General features: G+C 59.4%; 18 protein-coding genes. 9 read left to right on the top strand and 9 right to left on the bottom strand.

Going from position 1 to position 17,329, the window contains the following annotated elements; all coding sequences use genetic code 11:
• Positions 1-765, top strand: a complete 765-nt coding sequence (locus tag E3W21_RS07560; protein ID WP_129441418.1) for an amino acid ABC transporter ATP-binding protein — start codon at positions 1-3, stop codon at positions 763-765.
• 64 nt (positions 766-829) lie between these two features.
• Here the strand turns inward: E3W21_RS07560 and E3W21_RS07555 are convergent, their stop codons facing one another.
• Both E3W21_RS07555 and E3W21_RS07550 read right to left on the bottom strand, forming a co-directional pair.
• Positions 830-1,318: a type II toxin-antitoxin system MqsA family antitoxin gene (locus tag E3W21_RS07555; RefSeq protein ID WP_134418945.1), complete on the bottom strand. Its 489-nt coding sequence runs from the start codon at positions 1,316-1,318 to the stop codon at positions 830-832.
• Positions 1,315-1,626, bottom strand: a complete 312-nt coding sequence (locus E3W21_RS07550; protein WP_134418944.1) for a type II toxin-antitoxin system MqsR family toxin — start codon at positions 1,624-1,626, stop codon at positions 1,315-1,317. The genes E3W21_RS07555 and E3W21_RS07550 overlap by 4 nt, the downstream gene beginning before the upstream one ends.
• 165 nt (positions 1,627-1,791) lie before the next feature.
• Here E3W21_RS07550 and E3W21_RS07545 point away from each other — a divergent pair, with 165 nt between their 5' ends.
• The 5 genes from E3W21_RS07545 (at position 1,792) to E3W21_RS07525 (ending at position 5,733) form a co-directional block, all read left to right on the top strand.
• A complete protein-coding gene (locus tag E3W21_RS07545; RefSeq protein ID WP_134418943.1) occupies positions 1,792-2,451 on the top strand; it encodes a FadR/GntR family transcriptional regulator in 660 nt (219 codons plus the stop codon).
• Positions 2,441-3,748 (top strand): CynX/NimT family MFS transporter, encoded by a 1,308-nt coding sequence (locus E3W21_RS07540; RefSeq protein WP_134418942.1) that lies wholly within the window; start codon positions 2,441-2,443, stop codon positions 3,746-3,748. The genes E3W21_RS07545 and E3W21_RS07540 overlap by 11 nt, the downstream gene beginning before the upstream one ends.
• 127 nt (positions 3,749-3,875) lie before the next feature.
• Positions 3,876-4,346 carry a nuclear transport factor 2 family protein gene (locus tag E3W21_RS07535; RefSeq protein ID WP_129441428.1) on the top strand — a complete coding sequence of 157 codons (471 nt, stop codon included), beginning with the start codon at positions 3,876-3,878 and terminating at the stop codon, positions 4,344-4,346.
• Positions 4,347-4,385: 39 nt separating this feature from the next.
• Positions 4,386-4,706: a GIY-YIG nuclease family protein gene (locus E3W21_RS07530; protein ID WP_129441430.1), complete on the top strand. Its 321-nt coding sequence runs from the start codon at positions 4,386-4,388 to the stop codon at positions 4,704-4,706.
• An 88-nt stretch (positions 4,707-4,794) separates the two neighbouring features.
• On the top strand, positions 4,795-5,733 hold the full coding sequence (locus tag E3W21_RS07525) for a glutathione S-transferase family protein (RefSeq protein WP_134418941.1): 939 nt from the start codon (positions 4,795-4,797) through the stop codon (positions 5,731-5,733).
• A 105-nt stretch (positions 5,734-5,838) separates the two neighbouring features.
• Here E3W21_RS07525 and E3W21_RS07515 read toward each other — a convergent pair whose 3' ends face one another.
• Together E3W21_RS07515 and yejK are read right to left on the bottom strand one after the other, a co-directional pair.
• Complete coding sequence (locus tag E3W21_RS07515) at positions 5,839-6,189, bottom strand: glutaredoxin family protein (protein ID WP_134418940.1); 351 nt, start codon at positions 6,187-6,189, stop codon at positions 5,839-5,841.
• Positions 6,189-7,193 (bottom strand): nucleoid-associated protein YejK, encoded by a 1,005-nt coding sequence (yejK, locus tag E3W21_RS07510; RefSeq protein ID WP_008147593.1) that lies wholly within the window; start codon positions 7,191-7,193, stop codon positions 6,189-6,191. The genes E3W21_RS07515 and yejK overlap by 1 nt, the downstream gene beginning before the upstream one ends.
• A gap of 395 nt (positions 7,194-7,588) precedes the next feature.
• Between yejK and E3W21_RS07505 the strand changes: the two genes are divergently transcribed.
• Positions 7,589-7,870 (top strand): HU family DNA-binding protein, encoded by a 282-nt coding sequence (locus E3W21_RS07505; RefSeq protein ID WP_007905514.1) that lies wholly within the window; start codon positions 7,589-7,591, stop codon positions 7,868-7,870.
• Between the two features lie 182 nt (positions 7,871-8,052).
• Here E3W21_RS07505 and rlmF read toward each other — a convergent pair whose 3' ends face one another.
• From rlmF to E3W21_RS07470, 5 genes are all read right to left on the bottom strand, one after another.
• Complete coding sequence (gene rlmF / locus E3W21_RS07495) at positions 8,053-9,075, bottom strand: 23S rRNA (adenine(1618)-N(6))-methyltransferase RlmF (RefSeq protein WP_129441436.1); 1,023 nt, start codon at positions 9,073-9,075, stop codon at positions 8,053-8,055.
• A gap of 267 nt (positions 9,076-9,342) precedes the next feature.
• Positions 9,343-12,189, bottom strand: coding sequence for a valine--tRNA ligase (locus E3W21_RS07490; RefSeq protein ID WP_134418939.1), 2,847 nt, complete (start codon positions 12,187-12,189; stop codon positions 9,343-9,345).
• A 217-nt stretch (positions 12,190-12,406) separates the two neighbouring features.
• Positions 12,407-12,802 (bottom strand): DNA polymerase III subunit chi, encoded by a 396-nt coding sequence (locus tag E3W21_RS07480; RefSeq protein ID WP_129441440.1) that lies wholly within the window; start codon positions 12,800-12,802, stop codon positions 12,407-12,409.
• An 8-nt stretch (positions 12,803-12,810) separates the two neighbouring features.
• A complete protein-coding gene (locus tag E3W21_RS07475; RefSeq protein ID WP_134418938.1) occupies positions 12,811-13,239 on the bottom strand; it encodes a DNA polymerase III subunit chi in 429 nt (142 codons plus the stop codon).
• Between the two features lie 60 nt (positions 13,240-13,299).
• Complete coding sequence (locus tag E3W21_RS07470) at positions 13,300-14,790, bottom strand: leucyl aminopeptidase (RefSeq protein ID WP_134418937.1); 1,491 nt, start codon at positions 14,788-14,790, stop codon at positions 13,300-13,302.
• Between the two features lie 305 nt (positions 14,791-15,095).
• Here E3W21_RS07470 and lptF point away from each other — a divergent pair, with 305 nt between their 5' ends.
• Complete coding sequence (lptF, locus tag E3W21_RS07465) at positions 15,096-16,214, top strand: LPS export ABC transporter permease LptF (RefSeq protein WP_134418936.1); 1,119 nt, start codon at positions 15,096-15,098, stop codon at positions 16,212-16,214.
• The gene (lptG, locus tag E3W21_RS07460) at positions 16,207-17,268 is read left to right on the top strand and encodes an LPS export ABC transporter permease LptG (RefSeq protein ID WP_129441446.1); all 1,062 of its coding nucleotides are present in this window, start codon (positions 16,207-16,209) and stop codon (positions 17,266-17,268) included. Before lptF ends, lptG begins: the two co-directional genes overlap by 8 nt.
• Positions 17,269-17,329 lie beyond the last annotated feature (61 nt).

The following is a 17,329-nucleotide window of genomic DNA, read 5'->3' as shown; positions in this document are numbered from 1 at the left end:
ATGAGTGAAGCGATCAAACAGCCTGTGAGCCCTGAAGGCATTATTCAGATGCAGGGCGTGAACAAGTGGTACGGCCAGTTCCACGTGTTGAAAGACATCAACCTGAACGTTAAACAGGGCGAGCGTATCGTCTTGTGCGGCCCGTCGGGTTCCGGCAAATCCACCACCATTCGTTGCCTCAATCGTCTGGAAGAGCACCAGCAAGGTCGCATCGTGGTCGATGGCGTGGAGCTGACCAACGACCTCAAGCAGATCGAATCGGTTCGCCGTGAAGTCGGCATGGTGTTCCAGCACTTCAATCTGTTTCCGCACCTGACCATCCTGCAGAACTGCACCCTGGCGCCGATGTGGGTACGCAAGATGCCCAAGCGCCAGGCCGAAGAAATCGCCATGCATTACCTTGAGCGCGTACGCATTCCGGAGCAGGCGCATAAATTCCCGGGGCAACTGTCTGGCGGTCAGCAACAGCGTGTGGCGATTGCCCGCGCCCTGTGCATGAAACCGAAAATCATGCTGTTCGACGAACCGACCTCGGCACTCGACCCAGAGATGGTGAAAGAAGTTTTGGACACCATGATCGGCTTGGCTGAAGACGGCATGACCATGCTCTGCGTGACCCACGAAATGGGCTTCGCCCGCACCGTGGCCAACCGTGTGATCTTCATGGACAAGGGCGAAATTGTCGAACAGGCCGCGCCAAACGACTTCTTCGATAATCCGCAGAATGAGCGTACCAAGCTGTTTTTGAGCCAGATTTTGCATTGATCCTGCGTAGGCGTTGAAATGAGCCCGGACTTGATCCGGGTTTATTTTTGTCTGGGGTTTGAGGTCAGGAGGTTAATGCCGCTTCCAGTTCCGGATGGCGGGTGGCCAATAGTTGTTTGAGGGCGGCACCTTCGTTCAACACCTGAATTTCCGCCAGCAAATAGGGATGACGATCCAACAGCTGCATCAGTGTTAGTAACGGTTTGGGCGCAGGCAGCTCTCCACGCTCATACCGCGAAAAGGCATTGTTCCCACCGCCGGACAGCAACTTCACTGCGTTTTTTTGCGTGAGGTGGAGTTTGCGGCGGATACGCTTGATCTCCGCGCCGATCAGTTGCAGGCAGTCCTGAAGCAATTGATCGCTGGCATCTGCATAACGCTCGGCGCTGTCGGTGTCATGATCGAATTCGATTTCACCGCAAACTCTGCATTCCCAACCCGCAAGCTCGTCAACAAATCGCGACATCTGTTTGTAATTGACTGAGAGTGTGCGGCCTTCGAAGTGCCCCATCCCATCGTGTGTGCCACAGTTGACGCATTGCTGCGTTCTCATAGGTCTTTCTCCTTGAAGGAGACTACTGGATGTCCACCGCCGGGGCGGTAAGACACTTTTATGTAAATCTCCAATCCGTGAAATGTTGTGTGATAAACGTCCTGCCAAACCCGGTGGTCGACATAGGTGGTCATGGATTTGAAAAGCATTCGGCGTTCCAGTGCACAGATCACCTCGATCATTTGCCGGACGTTGAAACCCATGTAGCTGCCCGATTCCACAGCCCGTCGGGTGAATGCCTTTCTACCCAGCCTGACCACCTCAGCCTTGATCACCGCCAAGTCGTAATGGGGTGTGCTCTTTTCCATAAGAAACCAAAACCCTGCCCCTGAAATTACCCTTAAAGGGTAATTTTGACTAATCGAAAATCCCGCTTCATTCCCTCTCTCTGACCGTAGGCGGTTGCCGTCCTACTTGAAGCTGACTAACATGTCAGAAAATTCATCCTATGATTGGATGAAAGGGCGAATCCTATGTCAGACATTTCTCCGCTAGTTAAACGGTCCCTGGTCGACCAGGCACTGGACCAGCTACGCCTGCGCATCACCGAAGGCGTCTGGACGGTCGGCCAGCGTTTACCGACCGAGCCTGAGCTGTCCGCCGAGCTGGGCATCAGCCGCAATACCGTGCGTGAAGCCATGCGTGTATTGGCGTTTTCCGGGTTGATCGAAATCCGTCAAGGCGACGGCAGCTATTTGCGGGCGGTGGTCGATCCGCTCGACACCATGAAGGCGTTGTCCCGCTGCTCCCATGAACAGGCCCGGGAAACTCGGCACATTCTGGAAGTCGAGGCCATCGGCCTGGCCGCGTTGCGTCGTACCGACGAAGACCTGGTGGCATTGCGTGAGGCGTTGGGCGTCAGTGGCAGTCACTACCACGGCGATCTCGACACGTATATCGCCTGCGATCTGGTGTTCCACCGCCGCTTGGTTGACGCCGCACACAACCCGACCCTCAGTGAGTTGTACCGCTATTTTTCCAGCGTCATCGGGGCGCAGTTGCGCGAGACCCTGAACATTTGCCCTCGACGCCAAGAGGTGTTCGACCTCCATATCGAACTGCTTGATGCCGTCGAGCAACGCGACCCGGAACGGGCCAAAGCCCTGTCGAGGCAGTTGATCAATGAACCTTGAAACCGAGAAGTCCATGTCCAGCAGCAACAGCAACATCACTCAGCCCAAGCGCACGGCGGAACTCGAAGAGCTGCTGATCGACGCGGAGGCGGATGACGAACAGGTCCAGCAAAGTCACCCGATCCTGCGGCGGCCGTGGCTGCTGTTGCTGGGCCTGATTCTGGTGGCGCTGAACCTGCGTCCGGCGCTGTCGAGCATGGCGCCGATGCTCAGCGAGGTGTCGAAAACCCTCGGTTTGTCGGCAGCCCAGGCCGGTTTGTTGACGACGTTGCCGGTGCTGTGCCTCGGCTTGTTTGCACCGCTGGCGCCCGTGCTGGCACGACGTTTTGGCGCCGAGCGAGTGGTGCTGGGCATTCTCTTGATGTTGGCCGGCGGGATCATCCTGCGCAGTTCGTTCGGCGAGATCGGCCTGTTTGCGGGCAGCGTGCTGGCCGGCGCGAGCATCGGTGTGATCGGCGTATTGCTGCCCGGCATCGTTAAGCGCGACTTCGCGAAACACGCGGGCACCATGACCGGCGTCTACACCATGGCCCTGTGCCTGGGCGCGGCGATGGCCGCGGGTGCGACCGTGCCGTTGAGCGAGCATTTCGACAAGAGCTGGGCCTTGGGCCTCGGCTTCTGGGTGGTTCCGGCATTGGTCGCGGCGATTTTCTGGTTGCCACAGGTCGGGCAGAAACACGGAGCGCACAACGTCGCGTATCGGGTTCGCGGTCTGTTGCGTGATCCACTGGCCTGGCTAGTGACGCTCTACATGGGCCTGCAATCTTCTCTGGCCTACATTGTGTTCGGCTGGTTGCCGTCGATCCTGATCGGTCGCGGCCTGACGCCGACCCAGGCGGGTCTGGTGCTGTCAGGCTCGGTCATTGTTCAGTTGGCGAGTTCACTGGCGGCGCCATGGCTGGCGACGCGTGGCAAGGATCAGCGTCTGGCGATCGTCATCGTCATGCTGCTGACCCTTGGCGGTTTGTTCGGTTGTCTTTACGCACCGATCGAAGGCTTGTGGGGCTGGGCGATCCTGCTGGGTCTGGGGCAGGGCGGTACGTTCAGTCTGGCGTTGACCCTGATCGTGCTGCGTTCGCGGGACGCCCATGTCGCGGCGAACCTGTCGAGCATGGCCCAAGGCTTCGGTTACACCCTGGCGTCCATGGGGCCGTTCGCGGTCGGCATCGTGCATGACTGGACCGGTGGCTGGAACGCCTTGGGCTGGATTTTCGGCATCATCGGCCTTGGGGCGATCATCGCCGGTCTCGGCGCCGGCCGTTCGCTGTACGTCCAGGTCGAAAGCGAAAAGGTCTGACACCCGCGCACTGTCGGTATTCGGCTCACGAATGCCGATAGTGTTTCGCGCCTTTGTTGACTATCGTGCAGGCAATCTTTTGAAACCACTTTGCGCATCTATTTGCACATCCAGAGGGAGCCTGCCCATGAGTGATGCCCACAACGCATTGATCACCCAGTTCTACCAAGCCTTCCAGCGTCTGGATGCCGAGGCCATGAGTGCCTGCTATACCGACGACGTGGTGTTCAGTGATCCGGCGTTCGGCGAGTTGCACGGCCGCGATGCAGGCGATATGTGGCGGATGCTTACCACTCGGGCCAAGGATTTTTCCCTGACGTTCGATAACGTGCGCAGTGATGAGCGCACAGGTGGCGCCCATTGGGTGGCGACGTACCTGTTCAGCCAGACCGGCAATACCGTGGTCAACGACATTCAGGCACGCTTCGTTTTTCGCGACGGCAAAATCTGCGAGCATCACGACAGCTTCGATATGTGGACCTGGTCCCGACAGGCGCTGGGTTTCAAGGGGCTGTTGTTGGGCTGGACGCCGGCGGTGAGAAACGCCGTGCGCGCTCAAGCCTTGAAGGGGCTCAAGGCATTCCAGGCCAGTCGCTGATAAGATCGCGGCTTGTTTCCTACAAGCCTTGATCGTCACGTGAACACCGCCAGCGAATCTTCCGTCATTGCCGCCGAACCGACGCTGCCTGTCAGCAAACCCTGGTTCGTCTATCTCGTTCGCGCGGCCAATGGTTCGCTCTACTGCGGGATCAGCGATGATCCCGTGCGCCGCTTCGCCACCCACCAGAGTGGCAAGGGCGCGCGCTTTTTTCTCTCCAGCCCTGCCGTGGCATTGGTTTACACCGAAGTCTGCCGCGATAAAAGCGAAGCGCTACGTCAGGAACGGCTGATCAAAAAACTCAAGAAAAGCGCCAAGGAATGCTTGGTAGCGAGCGCCGCTGCGGGCTTATCAATCTGATTGATAAGTGCCCATCAGGCAGATCGGTGGGATGCACATGGAATGCGCGCTAAGCTGCGGATTCCCTATCCGTGCGGCGGAGCCGAGCATGTCAGAGTTAATTCTTCATCATTACCCGACGTCCCCTTTTTCTGAAAAGGCCCGCTTGCTGCTGGGCTTCAAGGGGCTGTCCTGGCGCTCGGTGAAGATCTCGCCGGTGATGCCAAAACCCGATCTGACCGCGCTGACCGGCGGCTACCGCAAGACGCCGGTGTTGCAGATTGGCGCGGATATCTATTGCGACACGTCGCTGATCGCCCGTCGTCTGGAACAGGAAAAAGCCTTGCCGGCGTTCTTCCCGGAAGGTCAGGAAATGATCGCCGCGACCTTTGCCGCATGGGCGGATTCGGTAGTGTTCCAGCACGCGGTCAGCTTGGTGTTTCAACCGGAATCGATCGCCGTGCGCTTCGGCAATATGCCGCCGGAAGCGATCAAGGCGTTCATTGCCGATCGCGCGGAGTTGTTCAGCGGTGGCAGCGCCACACGGCTGCCGGCAGAGCAAGCCCGGCATCAATGGCCGACTATCATGGCGCGTCTGGAGCAACAGCTTCAGCGCGAGCAGGGCGACTTCCTGTTCGGCGAGCCGTCGATTGCCGACTTCGCCCTGGCCCATCCGTTGTGGTTTCTCAAGGCTACGCCCGTCACTTCACCGTTGGTCGATGCTTATCCGGCGGTTTCGGCGTGGCAGGGGCGCGTGTTGGGCTTCGGTCATGGCGCGTTCAGCGAGATGAGCTCCGAAGAGGCGCTGGAGGCGGCGCGCAATGCCACACCGGCCGCATTGCCGGATGAGCAATTCGACGAGCCAAATGGTTTTGAGGCTGGCCAGCAGGTGGTCATTGCCGCCATCGATTACGGCGTTGACCCGGTGGCGGGTGAGTTGCTGTTTGCAGGCAGTGAAGAATTGATTCTGCGTCGTGAAGACGAGCGGGGCGGTGTGGTGCATGTGCACTTTCCGCGATTGGGCTTCCGCATCGAAAAGCGCCGATGAACCCCTGTGGGAGCGGGCTTGCTCGCGAAGAGGCCATTACATTCAACATTGATGTTGACTGACAGGCCGCTTTCGCGAGCAAGCCCGCTCCCACAGGGTTTGTGTTTATTTCAGTGCGGCCAGGATTTCATCCGGGTCATACCCGCGAATCAACGTCCCGTTCACATCGATGATCGGAATCCCGCCGCCACCCAGCGCCTCGTAGTCCTTGCGCGCCTCGGCATCCTTCTCGATATCGAACTCCTTGTACGGAATGCCCTTCTGATCGAGAAAGCGCCGAGTCAGTTTGCAGTAACCACACCATTCAGTGGCGTAGAGCACGACGTTGGCCTTGGCCTGAGTCTGCTCCGACACCACCTGCGCCGGATGGAACACCCGCTCGATCTTGCCCCAGTTCTGGTAGATCACGACCACCAGCAGGATCAGCAGGAATTTCTTCAGTACGCCGCCGAGCATCAGTTACGCCGCTTGAGCTGATCGGTGAGTTGGGTCGGCAGACCTTTGATGATCAGCGTGCCGGCTTCTTCGTCGTATTCGATCTTCGAGCCCAGCAGGTGCGCTTCGAAGCTGATGGACAGGCCTTCTGCGCGACCGGTGAAGCGACGGAACTGGTTGAGGGTACGTTTATCTGCCGGAATCTCCGGCGACAAGCCGTAGTCCTTGTTGCGGATGTGGTCGTAGAAGGCTTTCGGGCGTTCTTCGTCGATCAGCTCCGAGAGTTCTTCCAGGCCCATGGGTTCGCCCAATTTTGCCTGGCTGCTGGCGTAATCCACCAGGGTCTTGGTCTTCTCGCGGGCGGACTCTTCCGGCAGGTCTTCGCTTTCGACGAAGTCACTGAAGGCCTTGAGCAGGGTGCGGGTTTCGCCGGGGCCGTCGACGCCTTCCTGGCAGCCGATGAAGTCGCGGAAATACTCCGAAACCTTTTTGCCGTTCTTGCCTTTAATGAACGAAATGTACTGCTTGGACTGCTTGTTGTTCTGCCACTCGGACACGTTGATCCGTGCCGCCAGGTGCAGTTGGCCCAGATCCAGGTGCCGGGACGGGGTCACGTCCAGTTGATCGGTCACTGCAACGCCTTCACTGTGGTGTAGCAGGGCGATCGCCAGGTAGTCGGTCATGCCTTGCTGATAATGCGCAAACAGCACGTGGCCGCCCACAGAGAGGTTCGACTCTTCCATCAGCTTTTGCAGGTGTTCCACCGCCACACGGCTGAACGCTGTGAAATCCTTGCCGCCATCGAGGTATTCCTTCAGCCAGCCGCTGAACGGGTGTGCCCCGGACTCGGCATGGAAGAAACCCCAGGCCTTGCCTTGTTTGGCGTTGTAGCTCTCATTGAGGTCGGCAAGCATGTACTCGATGGCGCTCGACTCGGCCAGTTCGGAGTCGCGGGCGTGGAGAACTGCAGGTGTACCGTCGGGTTTTTTGTCGATCAGGTGGACGATGCAATGACGGATCGGCATGGGCTTCTCGGCTGATTGAAGAGAGGAGGGCGTGCTCCCCCGAAAAAGCGCTCAGTGTACCGCAACCACTGGTTTTGGCGCGGCACGAAGGGCAATTCGCAGGTGTCCGACAGCGCTTATGCTGTTTTTTACAGTTTTAGAGCAATAAAGCTGACCAAATGGGTAGCTAGAGGCGGATATTTCCCCGTCTCTGTGCTAGTTTTGCCCGGTCTTACGCGAAGTCACTGCGTTAAGCGTGCATTCAGCATTTGTCAGGTCGAACCAAACCCAGATTTCGGTATCTATAACCCCGATCCCGTGGTTATTGGCCGAGGGTGCCAGATCCAGAAGATCGGGCTCGATGGCTGACACTGCACTCTGCAATCCATATGAATTTGATAGGGAAGGAACACTACATGGCTCTTACTAAAGACCAACTGATCGCCGACATCGCTGAAGCTATCGACGCGCCAAAAACCACCGCGCGTAACGCTCTGGACCAACTGGGCCAAATCGTTGCCGATCAGCTGGAAAACGGCGGCGAAATCACTCTGCCAGGTATCGGCAAACTGAAAGTGACTGAGCGTCCTGCCCGTACCGGCCGCAACCCTTCGACTGGCGCTGCCATCGAAATCGCTGCCAAGAAAGTTATCAAGCTGGTTGTGGCCAAAGGCCTGACCGACGCTGTTAACAAGTAAGACGCAGTAAAAAAAGCCGTGCTCCGGAGTGATCCGGGCACGGCTTTTTTGTGTCTGCGATTTACCACCTACACCGCTAAACCAATGTGGGAGCGAGCTTGCTCGCGATGGCGGCCTGTCAGTCAACACTTGTGCTGAATGTTATGGCCTCATCGCGAGCAAGCTCGCTCCCACAGGGTCACTCAGCTTTTGCGAGCCCAACGTTCGCGCCAGACCTGCTGCTCGGATTTGGTCTGGAAGGTCCAGGCGACGAAACGGCTTTGCTTCTGCCCCTGAGACATTTCCACGACCTGGCTTTCCAGTACGCCGGCCTTTTTCAGCGCAGTCTGGATCGCCGGCAGGTTGGAGGCTTTCGAGACCAGGGTGCTGAACCAAAGCACTTTGTGTTGGAAATGCGCGCTCTCGGCGATCAGTTGCGTCACAAACCGTGCTTCGCCACCTTCACACCACAATTCTGCCGATTGACCGCCAAAGTTCAGCACAGGCAGTTTGCGTTTTGGATCAGCACGGCCCAGCGCGCGCCATTTACGTTCGCTGCCCTTGGTCGCTTCGTCCATCGAGGCGTGGAACGGCGGGTTGCACATGGTCAGGTCAAAGCGTTCGCCGGGTTCGAGCAGGCCCAGCAGAATGTGCTTGGGATTGCTTTGCTGGCGCAACTGGATGGCTTTGTTTAGCCCGTTGGACTGGACGATGGCTTTGGCGGCGGCCACGGCCGTCGGGTCGATTTCCGAGCCGAGGAAGTGCCAGCGGTAGTCGCTGTAGCCGATCAACGGATAGACGCAGTTGGCGCCCATGCCGATATCGAGCACCTTGACCGGCGCACCGCGAGGGATCTCGCCGTCGTTGACGCTGGCCAGCAGGTCGGCCAGGAAGTGCACGTAATCGGCACGGCCCGGAACCGGAGGGCAGAGGTAGTCGGCCGGGATGTCCCAATGGGCGACGCCGTAGAACGACTTGAGCAACGCACGGTTGAACACCCGCACTGCGTCCGGGCTGGCGAAGTCGATACTTTCCTTGCCGTACGGATTGATGATCACGAACTTCGCCAGTTCCGGCGTGGTTTTGATCAGCGCCGGGAAGTCGTAACGACCCTGATGGCGGTTGCGCGGATGCAGGCTGGCCTTCTCGCGGGGCTCCACGGCTTTGGCCGGGGTGGCGGTGTCAGGCTTCTTGCGCGCGGGGCGGGGTGTGCGGGGGGCGTTCATGGGCGTGGTCGATTCGGGTATGGCTAAAAGTGGCGGGTATTGTCCCACATCCAGCCGTTGTGAACGCAATTGTGACAAACACCGCCATCCCCCCTGTGGGAGCGAGCTTGCTCGCGATAGCGGACTGTCAGCCAACGTCGATGTTGAATATTATGACCTCATCGCGAGCAAGCTCGCTCCCACAGGGGGGTGGGGTGTTTGGGAGAAAGCGTCGGGCATAAAAAAGGGAGGCCGTTTCGGGCCTCCCGTTTTCATTGCGATGTGCCGTTACAAACTGGCAATCCGCGCATGCTGCTCGGCCAACTTGCCCAAAGCCTGTTCTGCTTCAGCCAGTTTGGCGCGTTCCTTCTCGATGACTTCGGCCGGGGCCTTGTCGACGAAACCGGCGTTAGACAGCTTGCCGCCAACCCGCTGAACTTCGCCCTGCAGACGCAGGATTTCCTTGTCCAGACGGGCCAATTCGGCGTCTTTGTCGATCAGGCCGGCCATCGGCACCAGCACTTCCATCTCGCCGACCAGTGCGGTGGCGGACAGCGGTGCTTCTTCGCCAGCAGCCAACACGGTGATCGATTCGAGGCGAGCCAGCTTCTTCAGCAGGGCTTCGTTCTCCGTGAGACGACGCTGATCTTCGGCGCTGACGTTTTTCAGGAACAGGTTCAACGGCTTGCCTGGTCCGATGTTCATCTCGGCGCGAATGTTGCGCGTGCCAAGCATCAGCGTCTTCAGCCACTCGATATCGTCTTCGGCGCCCTGGTCGATGCGTGCTTCATTGGCCACCGGCCAAGGTTGCAGCATGATCGTCTTGCCTTCGATACCGGCCAGCGGCGCGATGCGCTGCCAGATTTCTTCGGTGATGAACGGCATGAACGGATGCGCCAGACGCAGCGCGACTTCCAATACCCGAACAAGGGTGCGGCGGGTGCCACGCTGACGTTCGACCGGCGCGTTTTCGTCCCACAGCACAGGCTTGGAGAGTTCCAGGTACCAGTCGCAATACTGGTTCCAGATGAACTCGTACAAGGCTTGTGCGGCCAGGTCGAAGCGGAACTGATCGAGTTGACGGGTCACTTCAGCTTCGGTGCGTTGCAGCTGCGAAATGATCCAGCGGTCCGCCAGCGACAGCTCGTAAGCCTCGCCGTTCTGACCGCAGTCTTCGCCCTTGTCCAGCACATAGCGCGCGGCGTTCCAGATCTTGTTGCAGAAGTTGCGATAGCCTTCGACGCGGCCCATGTCGAACTTGATGTCGCGACCGGTGGACGCCAGCGAGCAGAAGGTGAAGCGCAGAGCGTCGGTGCCGTAGCTGGCGATGCCGTCGGCGAACTCGTCGCGGGTCTGCTTCTCGATCTTCTTCGCCAGTTTCGGCTGCATCATGCCGGAGGTGCGTTTCTGCACGAGGTCTTCGAGCTCGATGCCGTCGATGATGTCCAGCGGATCCAGGACGTTGCCCTTGGACTTGGACATCTTCTGGCCCTGGCCATCACGCACCAGGCCGTGAACATAAACAGTCTTGAACGGAACCTGCGGCGTGCCGTCTTCGTTTTTCACCAAGTGCATGGTGAGCATGATCATCCGGGCAACCCAGAAGAAAATGATGTCGAAACCGGTCACCAGCACGTCGGTGGAGTGGAATTTCTTCAGGAATTCGGTCTGCTCAGGCCAGCCGAGCGTGGAGAAGGTCCACAGGCCCGAACTGAACCAGGTGTCGAGAACGTCGTTGTCCTGTTGCAGTGCAACGTCCGGGCCGAGGTTGTGCTTGGCACGTACTTCGGCTTCGTCGCGACCGACATAGACCTTGCCCGACTCGTCGTACCAGGCCGGAATCCGGTGGCCCCACCACAGCTGACGGCTGATGCACCAGTCCTGGATGTCGCGCATCCACGAGAAGTACATGTTTTCGTACTGTTTCGGCACGAACGCGATGCGACCGTCTTCAACGGCAGCGATGGCTGGCTCAGCCAATGGCTTGGTCGACACGTACCACTGGTCGGTCAGCCACGGCTCGATGATAGTGCCGGAACGGTCGCCTTTCGGTACTTTCAGGGCGTGGTCGTTGACGCTGACCAAGAGGCCGGCGGCGTCAAACGCAGCAACGATCTGCTTGCGCGCTTCGAAGCGATCCAGACCGGCGTATTCGGCCGGGATCTTGCCGTCGATGCTTTCGTTGAGCGTGCCGTCGAGGTTGAACACCTGACAGGCCGGCAATACGGCGGCGTTCTTGTCGAAGATGTTCAGCAGCGGCAGGTTGTGGCGCTTGCCGACTTCATAGTCGTTGAAATCGTGGGCCGGGGTGATTTTCACGCAGCCGGTGCCGAATTCTGGGTCGCAGTAATCGTCGGCGATGATCGGGATGCGGCGGCCGACCAGCGGCAGCTCGACAAATTTGCCGATCAGGGCATGGTAGCGTTCATCGTTCGGGTTAACCGCTACGGCGGCGTCGCCGAGCATGGTTTCCGGGCGAGTGGTCGCGACGATCAGGTAATCGTTGCCTTCAGCGGTCTTGGCGCCGTCGGCCAGCGGGTATTTCAGGTTCCACAGGAAACCTTTCTCGTCATGGTTTTCCACTTCGAGGTCGGAAATCGCCGTGTGCAACTTGGTGTCCCAGTTGACCAGACGCTTGCCGCGGTAGATCAGGCCGTCTTCGTGCAGACGCACGAAGGCTTCTTTAACGGCTTCCGAGAGGCCGTCGTCCATGGTGAAGCGCTCGCGGCCCCAGTCCACGGACGAGCCGAGACGGCGGATCTGACGGCTGATGTTGCCGCCGGACTGATCCTTCCACTCCCAGACTTTCTCGAGGAATTTTTCGCGGCCCAGATCGTGACGATTCTGGCCCTGAGCTTCGAGTTGACGCTCCACCAGCATTTGCGTGGCGATACCGGCGTGGTCGGTACCCGGCTGCCACAGGGTGTTACGACCCTGCATGCGACGGAAACGGATCAGGGCGTCCATGATCGCGTTGTTGAAGCCGTGACCCATGTGCAGGCTGCCGGTGACGTTCGGCGGCGGGATCATGATGGTGTAGGACTCGCCCGCGCCTTGCGGGGCGAAGTAACTCTCTGACTCCCAGGTGTTGTACCAGGAAGTTTCAATGGCGTGCGGCTGGTAGGTCTTATCCATGCGCGGCGGGACCCTATTGGCATTTATTCAGGAAAAGCCGGCAAGTATAGCGGGGCATGGGGCGCAGGGCGAGCAGGGGCAGACCGGGCGCATCATCAAAAACGACGCCAATCAAATGTGGGAGCGGGCTTGCTCGCGAAGGCGGTGTGTCAGTCAGCATTAATGTTGAATGTTGGACCGCATTCGCGAGCAAGCCCGCTCCCACAAGGAGGGTGGGTTATTCGTACTGGCTGAGGAGGCGTTCCATCCGCGCGCTGAGGCGGCGTTTGATTTCGGTTTCGATGTGCGGGGCGAAGTCGTCGATCACGTCTTGCATGATCAATTGCGCGGCGGCACGCAGTTCGCCATCCAGGTGCAGCAGCTCGTCGGGGCCCTTGCTGGCGACGGGCGCCGGTTGGGCGGCAGGGGCAGCAGGGGCGGGTGGCGCCGGTTCGAGGGTTGGCGGGCTGGCGCCGACCGTATCGAACAGCATCGGTATCTGTTCCTGATCACCTTCCTCGACCGTGTCGGTGAGCAAGGGCGGTTGCAGGTTGTCATCGCCGAGCAATTGACGGATCGACTCAAGGTCGTCCAGCAGATGCGCGGACTTTTGCAGCGGTTTTGGAGTGTCCATCGGAATGCTCAGAGTCGCTGTAAACGGTGATCTTGCAGAGGATAGCCCTGTTCGCGGTAGAAACGGAAACTCTCCCGCGCAGCCGTACGAATCGTCGGATCTTCCACCACCACTTCCGCCACGCGGGCGAACTTGTTGGCGAATGCCGGGACTTTCAGGGCGAGATTGACCAACAGGTCCTGATGCGGGCCGCAGTCATCGCCAAGACCCAACACAATCAAACCGTCCGGCTCATTTTCAGCAGGGCCGTGGGGCACGAAGCTTTCGCCCTTGAAGGTCCACAAACGCGCATCGAGATCGTCACGCTGGGCGGCATCGCTGCAATGCAGATAGATGCGGTGGCCCATGCGCCAGGCTTTTTCGGTGAGCTTGCAGGCAAAATCCAGCCGCGCTGAAGGATCTGCGCTGGGCAGGATATAGAAGTCGACTTTGGTCATTGCGGTTCCTGAGCCAAGGGCGGCGTCACCCGAAAGCAACGCCGCCCTGGGTCATCGGTTTCAGGCTTTGGCGCGGTCCAGCAGGTATTGGGTCAGCAATGGAACCGGACGGCCAGTGGCGCCCTTGTCCTTGCCGCCGCTGGTCCAGGCCGTGCCGGCGATGTCCAGGTGCGCCCAGTTGAGGTTCTTGGTGAAGCGCGACAGGAAGCAGGCGGCGGTGATGGTGCCGGCTTTCGGGCCACCGATGTTGGCCATGTCGGCGAACGGGCTGTCCAGCTGTTCCTGGTACTCATCGAACAGCGGCAGTTGCCAGGCGCGATCGTCAGCCGATTGGCCGGCGCTCAGCAGTTGGCCGATCAGTTCGTCGTTGTTGCCCAGCAGGCCCGACGTGTGGGAACCCAGCGCAACGACGCAAGCGCCGGTCAGGGTCGCGATGTCGATTACTGCTTGTGGCTTGAAGCGCTCGGAGTAGGTCAGGGCGTCGCACAGCACCAGACGGCCTTCGGCGTCGGTGTTGAGGATTTCCACGGTCTGGCCGCTCATGGTGGTGACGATGTCGCCAGGACGCGAAGCGTTGCCGCTCGGCATGTTCTCGGCGCAGGCCAGGATGCACACCAGGTTGATCGGCAGTTTCAGCTCGAGCACGGCGCGCAGGGTGCCGAATACGCTGGCAGCGCCGCCCATGTCGTACTTCATTTCATCCATGCCGGCGCCCGGTTTCAGGCTGATGCCGCCAGTGTCAAAGGTGATGCCTTTGCCGACCAGTGCATACGGCTTCTCGGATTTCTTGCCGCCGTTGTATTGCATGACGATCAGGCGCGGTGGCTGGGCGCTGCCCTGGCCCACGGCGTAGAACGAGCCCATGCCCAGGTCCTTGATCTTCTTCTCATCAAGGACTTCGACTTTCAGGCTCTTGAATTCTTTGCCCAGGTTCTTCGCTTGCTCACCGAGGAACGTCGGGTGGCAGATGTTCGGCGGCAGGTTACCCAGGTCGCGGGTGAACGCCATGCCGTTGGCGATAGCGGTGGCGTGGGCCACGGCGCGCTCGACTTCAGCCTGTGCAGCCTTGATGGTCACCAAAGTGACTTTCTTCAGGGTGCGAGGCTCGGCTTTCTGGCTTTTGAACTGGTCGAACGTGTATTCGCCGTCCACCAGGGTTTCCGCCAGCAGGCGGGTCTTGCCGTAGCTGTCGCGGCCTTTGACCACGACTTCGTCGAGGGCCAGCACCGCATCGCTGCCGCCCAGGCCTTTAAGGGTGTTGAGGATGCCGGCAATGATTTTACGGAACGGGCGGTCGCCCAGCTCTTCGTCCTTGCCAACGCCGACCAGCAGCACGCGCTCGGCCTTGAGGTTCGGCAGGCTGTGCAGCAACAGACTCTGACCGACTTTGCCAGCCAGGTCACCGCGCTTGAGCACGGCGCTGATGGCGCCACCGCTCAGTTCGTCGAGTTGCTTGGCGACGGCGCCGAGCTTGCGGCCTTCGCCGACGGCGACCACCAGAGTGGCGGTTTTCAACGTTTCTGGGCTAACGCTTTTTACAACCAGTTCCATGTCCGGGTCCCTGAATTAATGGTCAAAGGCAAGTGTTCGACGGCATGCGTTCGAGCTTGCTTATAAATAGAAAGACGCAGGTCACGGCCCGCGACAAAGGCCGCAGTTTGAACCTCGTGCCCCGAGCCTGACAACCCTCGGTTGTACGATCTTCAGCGCATTACCCGCCTGCTTGAGCATGCGCAGTGACAGGCGCACCCAATCACAGGATAATGCGCCATCTTTTTCGGCGGCTCTGCCCTGCGGGCTGTCTGATACGTTTGCTTGTTTGGCCGCCTTAGCCTGACAACCCTGGAGTGTCTGGTTTGATCGTCTTCCGTTATCTATCCCGCGAAGTCCTGTTGACCTTGAGCGCCGTCAGCGCCGTGCTGTTGGTCATCATCATGAGCGGTCGCTTCATTAAATACCTCGCCCAGGCGGCCTCTGGTCTCCTGGATCCGGGCTCGCTATTCCTGATCATGGGTTTCCGTCTGCCGGGCTTCCTGCAACTGATTCTGCCGTTGGGCCTGTTTCTCGGGATCCTGCTGGCTTACGGTCGCTTGTACCTCGAAAGCGAAATGACCGTGCTGTCGGCCACCGGCATGAGCCAGCAGCGTCTGTTTGCCATGACCCTTTTTCCGGCCACCCTCGTCGCACTGGTGGTGGCATGGCTGAGCCTGAGCCTGGCGCCACAAGGCGCCAATCAATTCCAGTTGCTGTTGAACAAGCAGGATGCCCTGACCGAGTTCGACACCCTCGAGCCGGGTCGCTTCCAGGCGCTGCGTGACGGGACACGGGTGACCTACACCGAAACGCTGTCGGATGACCGCATCAACCTTGGCGGCGTGTTCATTTCGCAGAAGAACGTCAATTCCGATAACAAGGATCGCGGGATTTCCGTGCTGGTGGCCGAGAAGGGCCGTCAGGAAATTCGCCCCGACGGTAACCGTTACCTGATTCTCGACAACGGCTATCGCTATGACGGCAATCCGGGACAGGCTGATTACCGGGCGATCAAGTACGACGAGTACGGCGTATTGCTGCCCAAGCCGGACGTCAGCGATGAAGTGACCGACCGTGACGCGATGGCCACCAGTACCCTGATCGCCAGCGATGACATCCGCTCCCGCACCGAACTGCAATGGCGTCTATCCCTGCCGTTGCTGGTGTTCATCGTGACCCTGATGGCGGTGCCGCTGTCGCGGGTCAATCCGCGTCAGGGCCGTTTCCTCAAGCTGCTGCCGGCGATTCTTCTTTATATGGCTTATCTGAGCATTCTGATTGCCGCTCGTGGCGCCCTTGAAAAAGGCAAGATTCCGCCTGTTCTGGGGTTGTGGTGGGTTCACGCGATCTTCCTGGCGATTGGCCTGGGCTTGCTCTATTGGGAGACAATGCAATTGAAGTTGGCGAGTCGCCGCAGCGCGCTGGAGGTGGCTCGTGGATAAGCTCGATCGCTACATTGGTAGCAGCGTTTTCGTGGCAATTCTGGCGGTACTGGGGATCATTCTCGGTCTGGCGACGCTGTTCGCGTTCATCGATGAGATGAGTGAGGTCAGCGATACCTACACCTTGATGGACGTGTTGAGCTACGTCTTGCTGACCGCGCCACGTCGGTTGTACGACATGTTGCCGATGGCGGCGCTGATCGGTTGCCTGATCGGCCTCGGCAGTCTGGCCAGTCACAGCGAGCTGACCATCATGCGCGCTGCGGGCGTGTCGATCGGGCGAATCGTCTGGGCGGTCATGAAGCCAATGCTGATCCTGATGGTGGTGGGTGTGCTGATCGGCGAATACGTCGCGCCGGCCACCGAAGTCACCGCTCAGGCCAATCGCTCGCTGGCCCAGGGCAGCGGCGATGCGCAAAGCGCCAAGCATGGCCTGTGGCACCGTCAGGGGGACGAGTTCATTCACGTCAACTCCGTGCAGCCAAACGGTTTGCTGTATGGCGTGACCCGTTATCGCTTCGACGATCAGCGCCACATGCTGTCCTCAAGCTTCGCCAAGCGCGCCGAATTCGACAAGGATCACTGGCAGCTCAGCGATGTCACGACCACGTTATTCCATGACAAGAACACCGAAGTGGTGACCGCTCCGGTCGAGCGCTGGAACGTGGCGTTGAGCCCGCAACTGCTGGATACCGTGGTGATGTCGCCCGATTCGCTGTCGATTAGTGGTCTGTGGGGGTACATCCACTACCTGGCTGACCAAGGCTTGAGCAATGGTCGTTACTGGCTGGCATTTTGGGTCAAGGTGTTGCAACCGCTGGTCACCGCCGCGCTGGTACTGATGGCGATTTCCTTCATCTTCGGTCCGCTACGCTCGGTGACCCTTGGTCAGCGAGTGTTCACCGGTGTGCTGGTGGGCTTCACCTTCCGTATCGTTCAGGATTTGCTCGGTCCTTCGAGCCTGGTCTTCGGTTTCTCGCCGCTGTTTGCGGTGCTTATTCCGGCGGGTGTTTGTGCCTTGGCCGGGGTCTGGTTGTTGCGCCGGGCCGGTTGATCAAGGGTTTCTCCTGACCTTGCAGGTCACTCAAAACGCCCCTGTCGCAAGACCGGGGCGT

Origin of the sequence: Pseudomonas sp. F01002, assembly GCF_004402115.1 — a bacterium.
Classification (GTDB): Bacteria; Pseudomonadota; Gammaproteobacteria; order Pseudomonadales; family Pseudomonadaceae; genus Aquipseudomonas; species Aquipseudomonas frigoris.
This window is presented reverse-complemented; position numbering and strand designations above follow the sequence as displayed.

Excerpts from the sequence above, each read along its gene's own strand:
- E3W21_RS07560 (WP_129441418.1), top strand. The coding sequence starts at position 1 with ATGAGTGAAGCGATCAAACAGCCTGTGAGCCCTGAAGGCATTATTCAG.
- E3W21_RS07555 (WP_134418945.1), bottom strand. The coding sequence starts at position 1,318 with ATGAGAACGCAGCAATGCGTCAACTGTGGCACACACGATGGGATGGGG.
- E3W21_RS07550 (WP_134418944.1), bottom strand. The coding sequence starts at position 1,626 with ATGGAAAAGAGCACACCCCATTACGACTTGGCGGTGATCAAGGCTGAG.
- E3W21_RS07545 (WP_134418943.1), top strand. The coding sequence starts at position 1,792 with ATGTCAGACATTTCTCCGCTAGTTAAACGGTCCCTGGTCGACCAGGCA.
- E3W21_RS07540 (WP_134418942.1), top strand. The coding sequence starts at position 2,441 with ATGAACCTTGAAACCGAGAAGTCCATGTCCAGCAGCAACAGCAACATC.
- E3W21_RS07535 (WP_129441428.1), top strand. The coding sequence starts at position 3,876 with ATGAGTGATGCCCACAACGCATTGATCACCCAGTTCTACCAAGCCTTC.
- E3W21_RS07525 (WP_134418941.1), top strand. The coding sequence starts at position 4,795 with ATGTCAGAGTTAATTCTTCATCATTACCCGACGTCCCCTTTTTCTGAA.
- E3W21_RS07515 (WP_134418940.1), bottom strand. The coding sequence starts at position 6,189 with ATGCTCGGCGGCGTACTGAAGAAATTCCTGCTGATCCTGCTGGTGGTC.
- yejK (WP_008147593.1), bottom strand. The coding sequence starts at position 7,193 with ATGCCGATCCGTCATTGCATCGTCCACCTGATCGACAAAAAACCCGAC.
- E3W21_RS07505 (WP_007905514.1), top strand. The coding sequence starts at position 7,589 with ATGGCTCTTACTAAAGACCAACTGATCGCCGACATCGCTGAAGCTATC.
- rlmF (WP_129441436.1), bottom strand. The coding sequence starts at position 9,075 with ATGAACGCCCCCCGCACACCCCGCCCCGCGCGCAAGAAGCCTGACACC.
- E3W21_RS07490 (WP_134418939.1), bottom strand. The coding sequence starts at position 12,189 with ATGGATAAGACCTACCAGCCGCACGCCATTGAAACTTCCTGGTACAAC.
- E3W21_RS07480 (WP_129441440.1), bottom strand. The coding sequence starts at position 12,802 with ATGGACACTCCAAAACCGCTGCAAAAGTCCGCGCATCTGCTGGACGAC.
- E3W21_RS07475 (WP_134418938.1), bottom strand. The coding sequence starts at position 13,239 with ATGACCAAAGTCGACTTCTATATCCTGCCCAGCGCAGATCCTTCAGCG.
- E3W21_RS07470 (WP_134418937.1), bottom strand. The coding sequence starts at position 14,790 with ATGGAACTGGTTGTAAAAAGCGTTAGCCCAGAAACGTTGAAAACCGCC.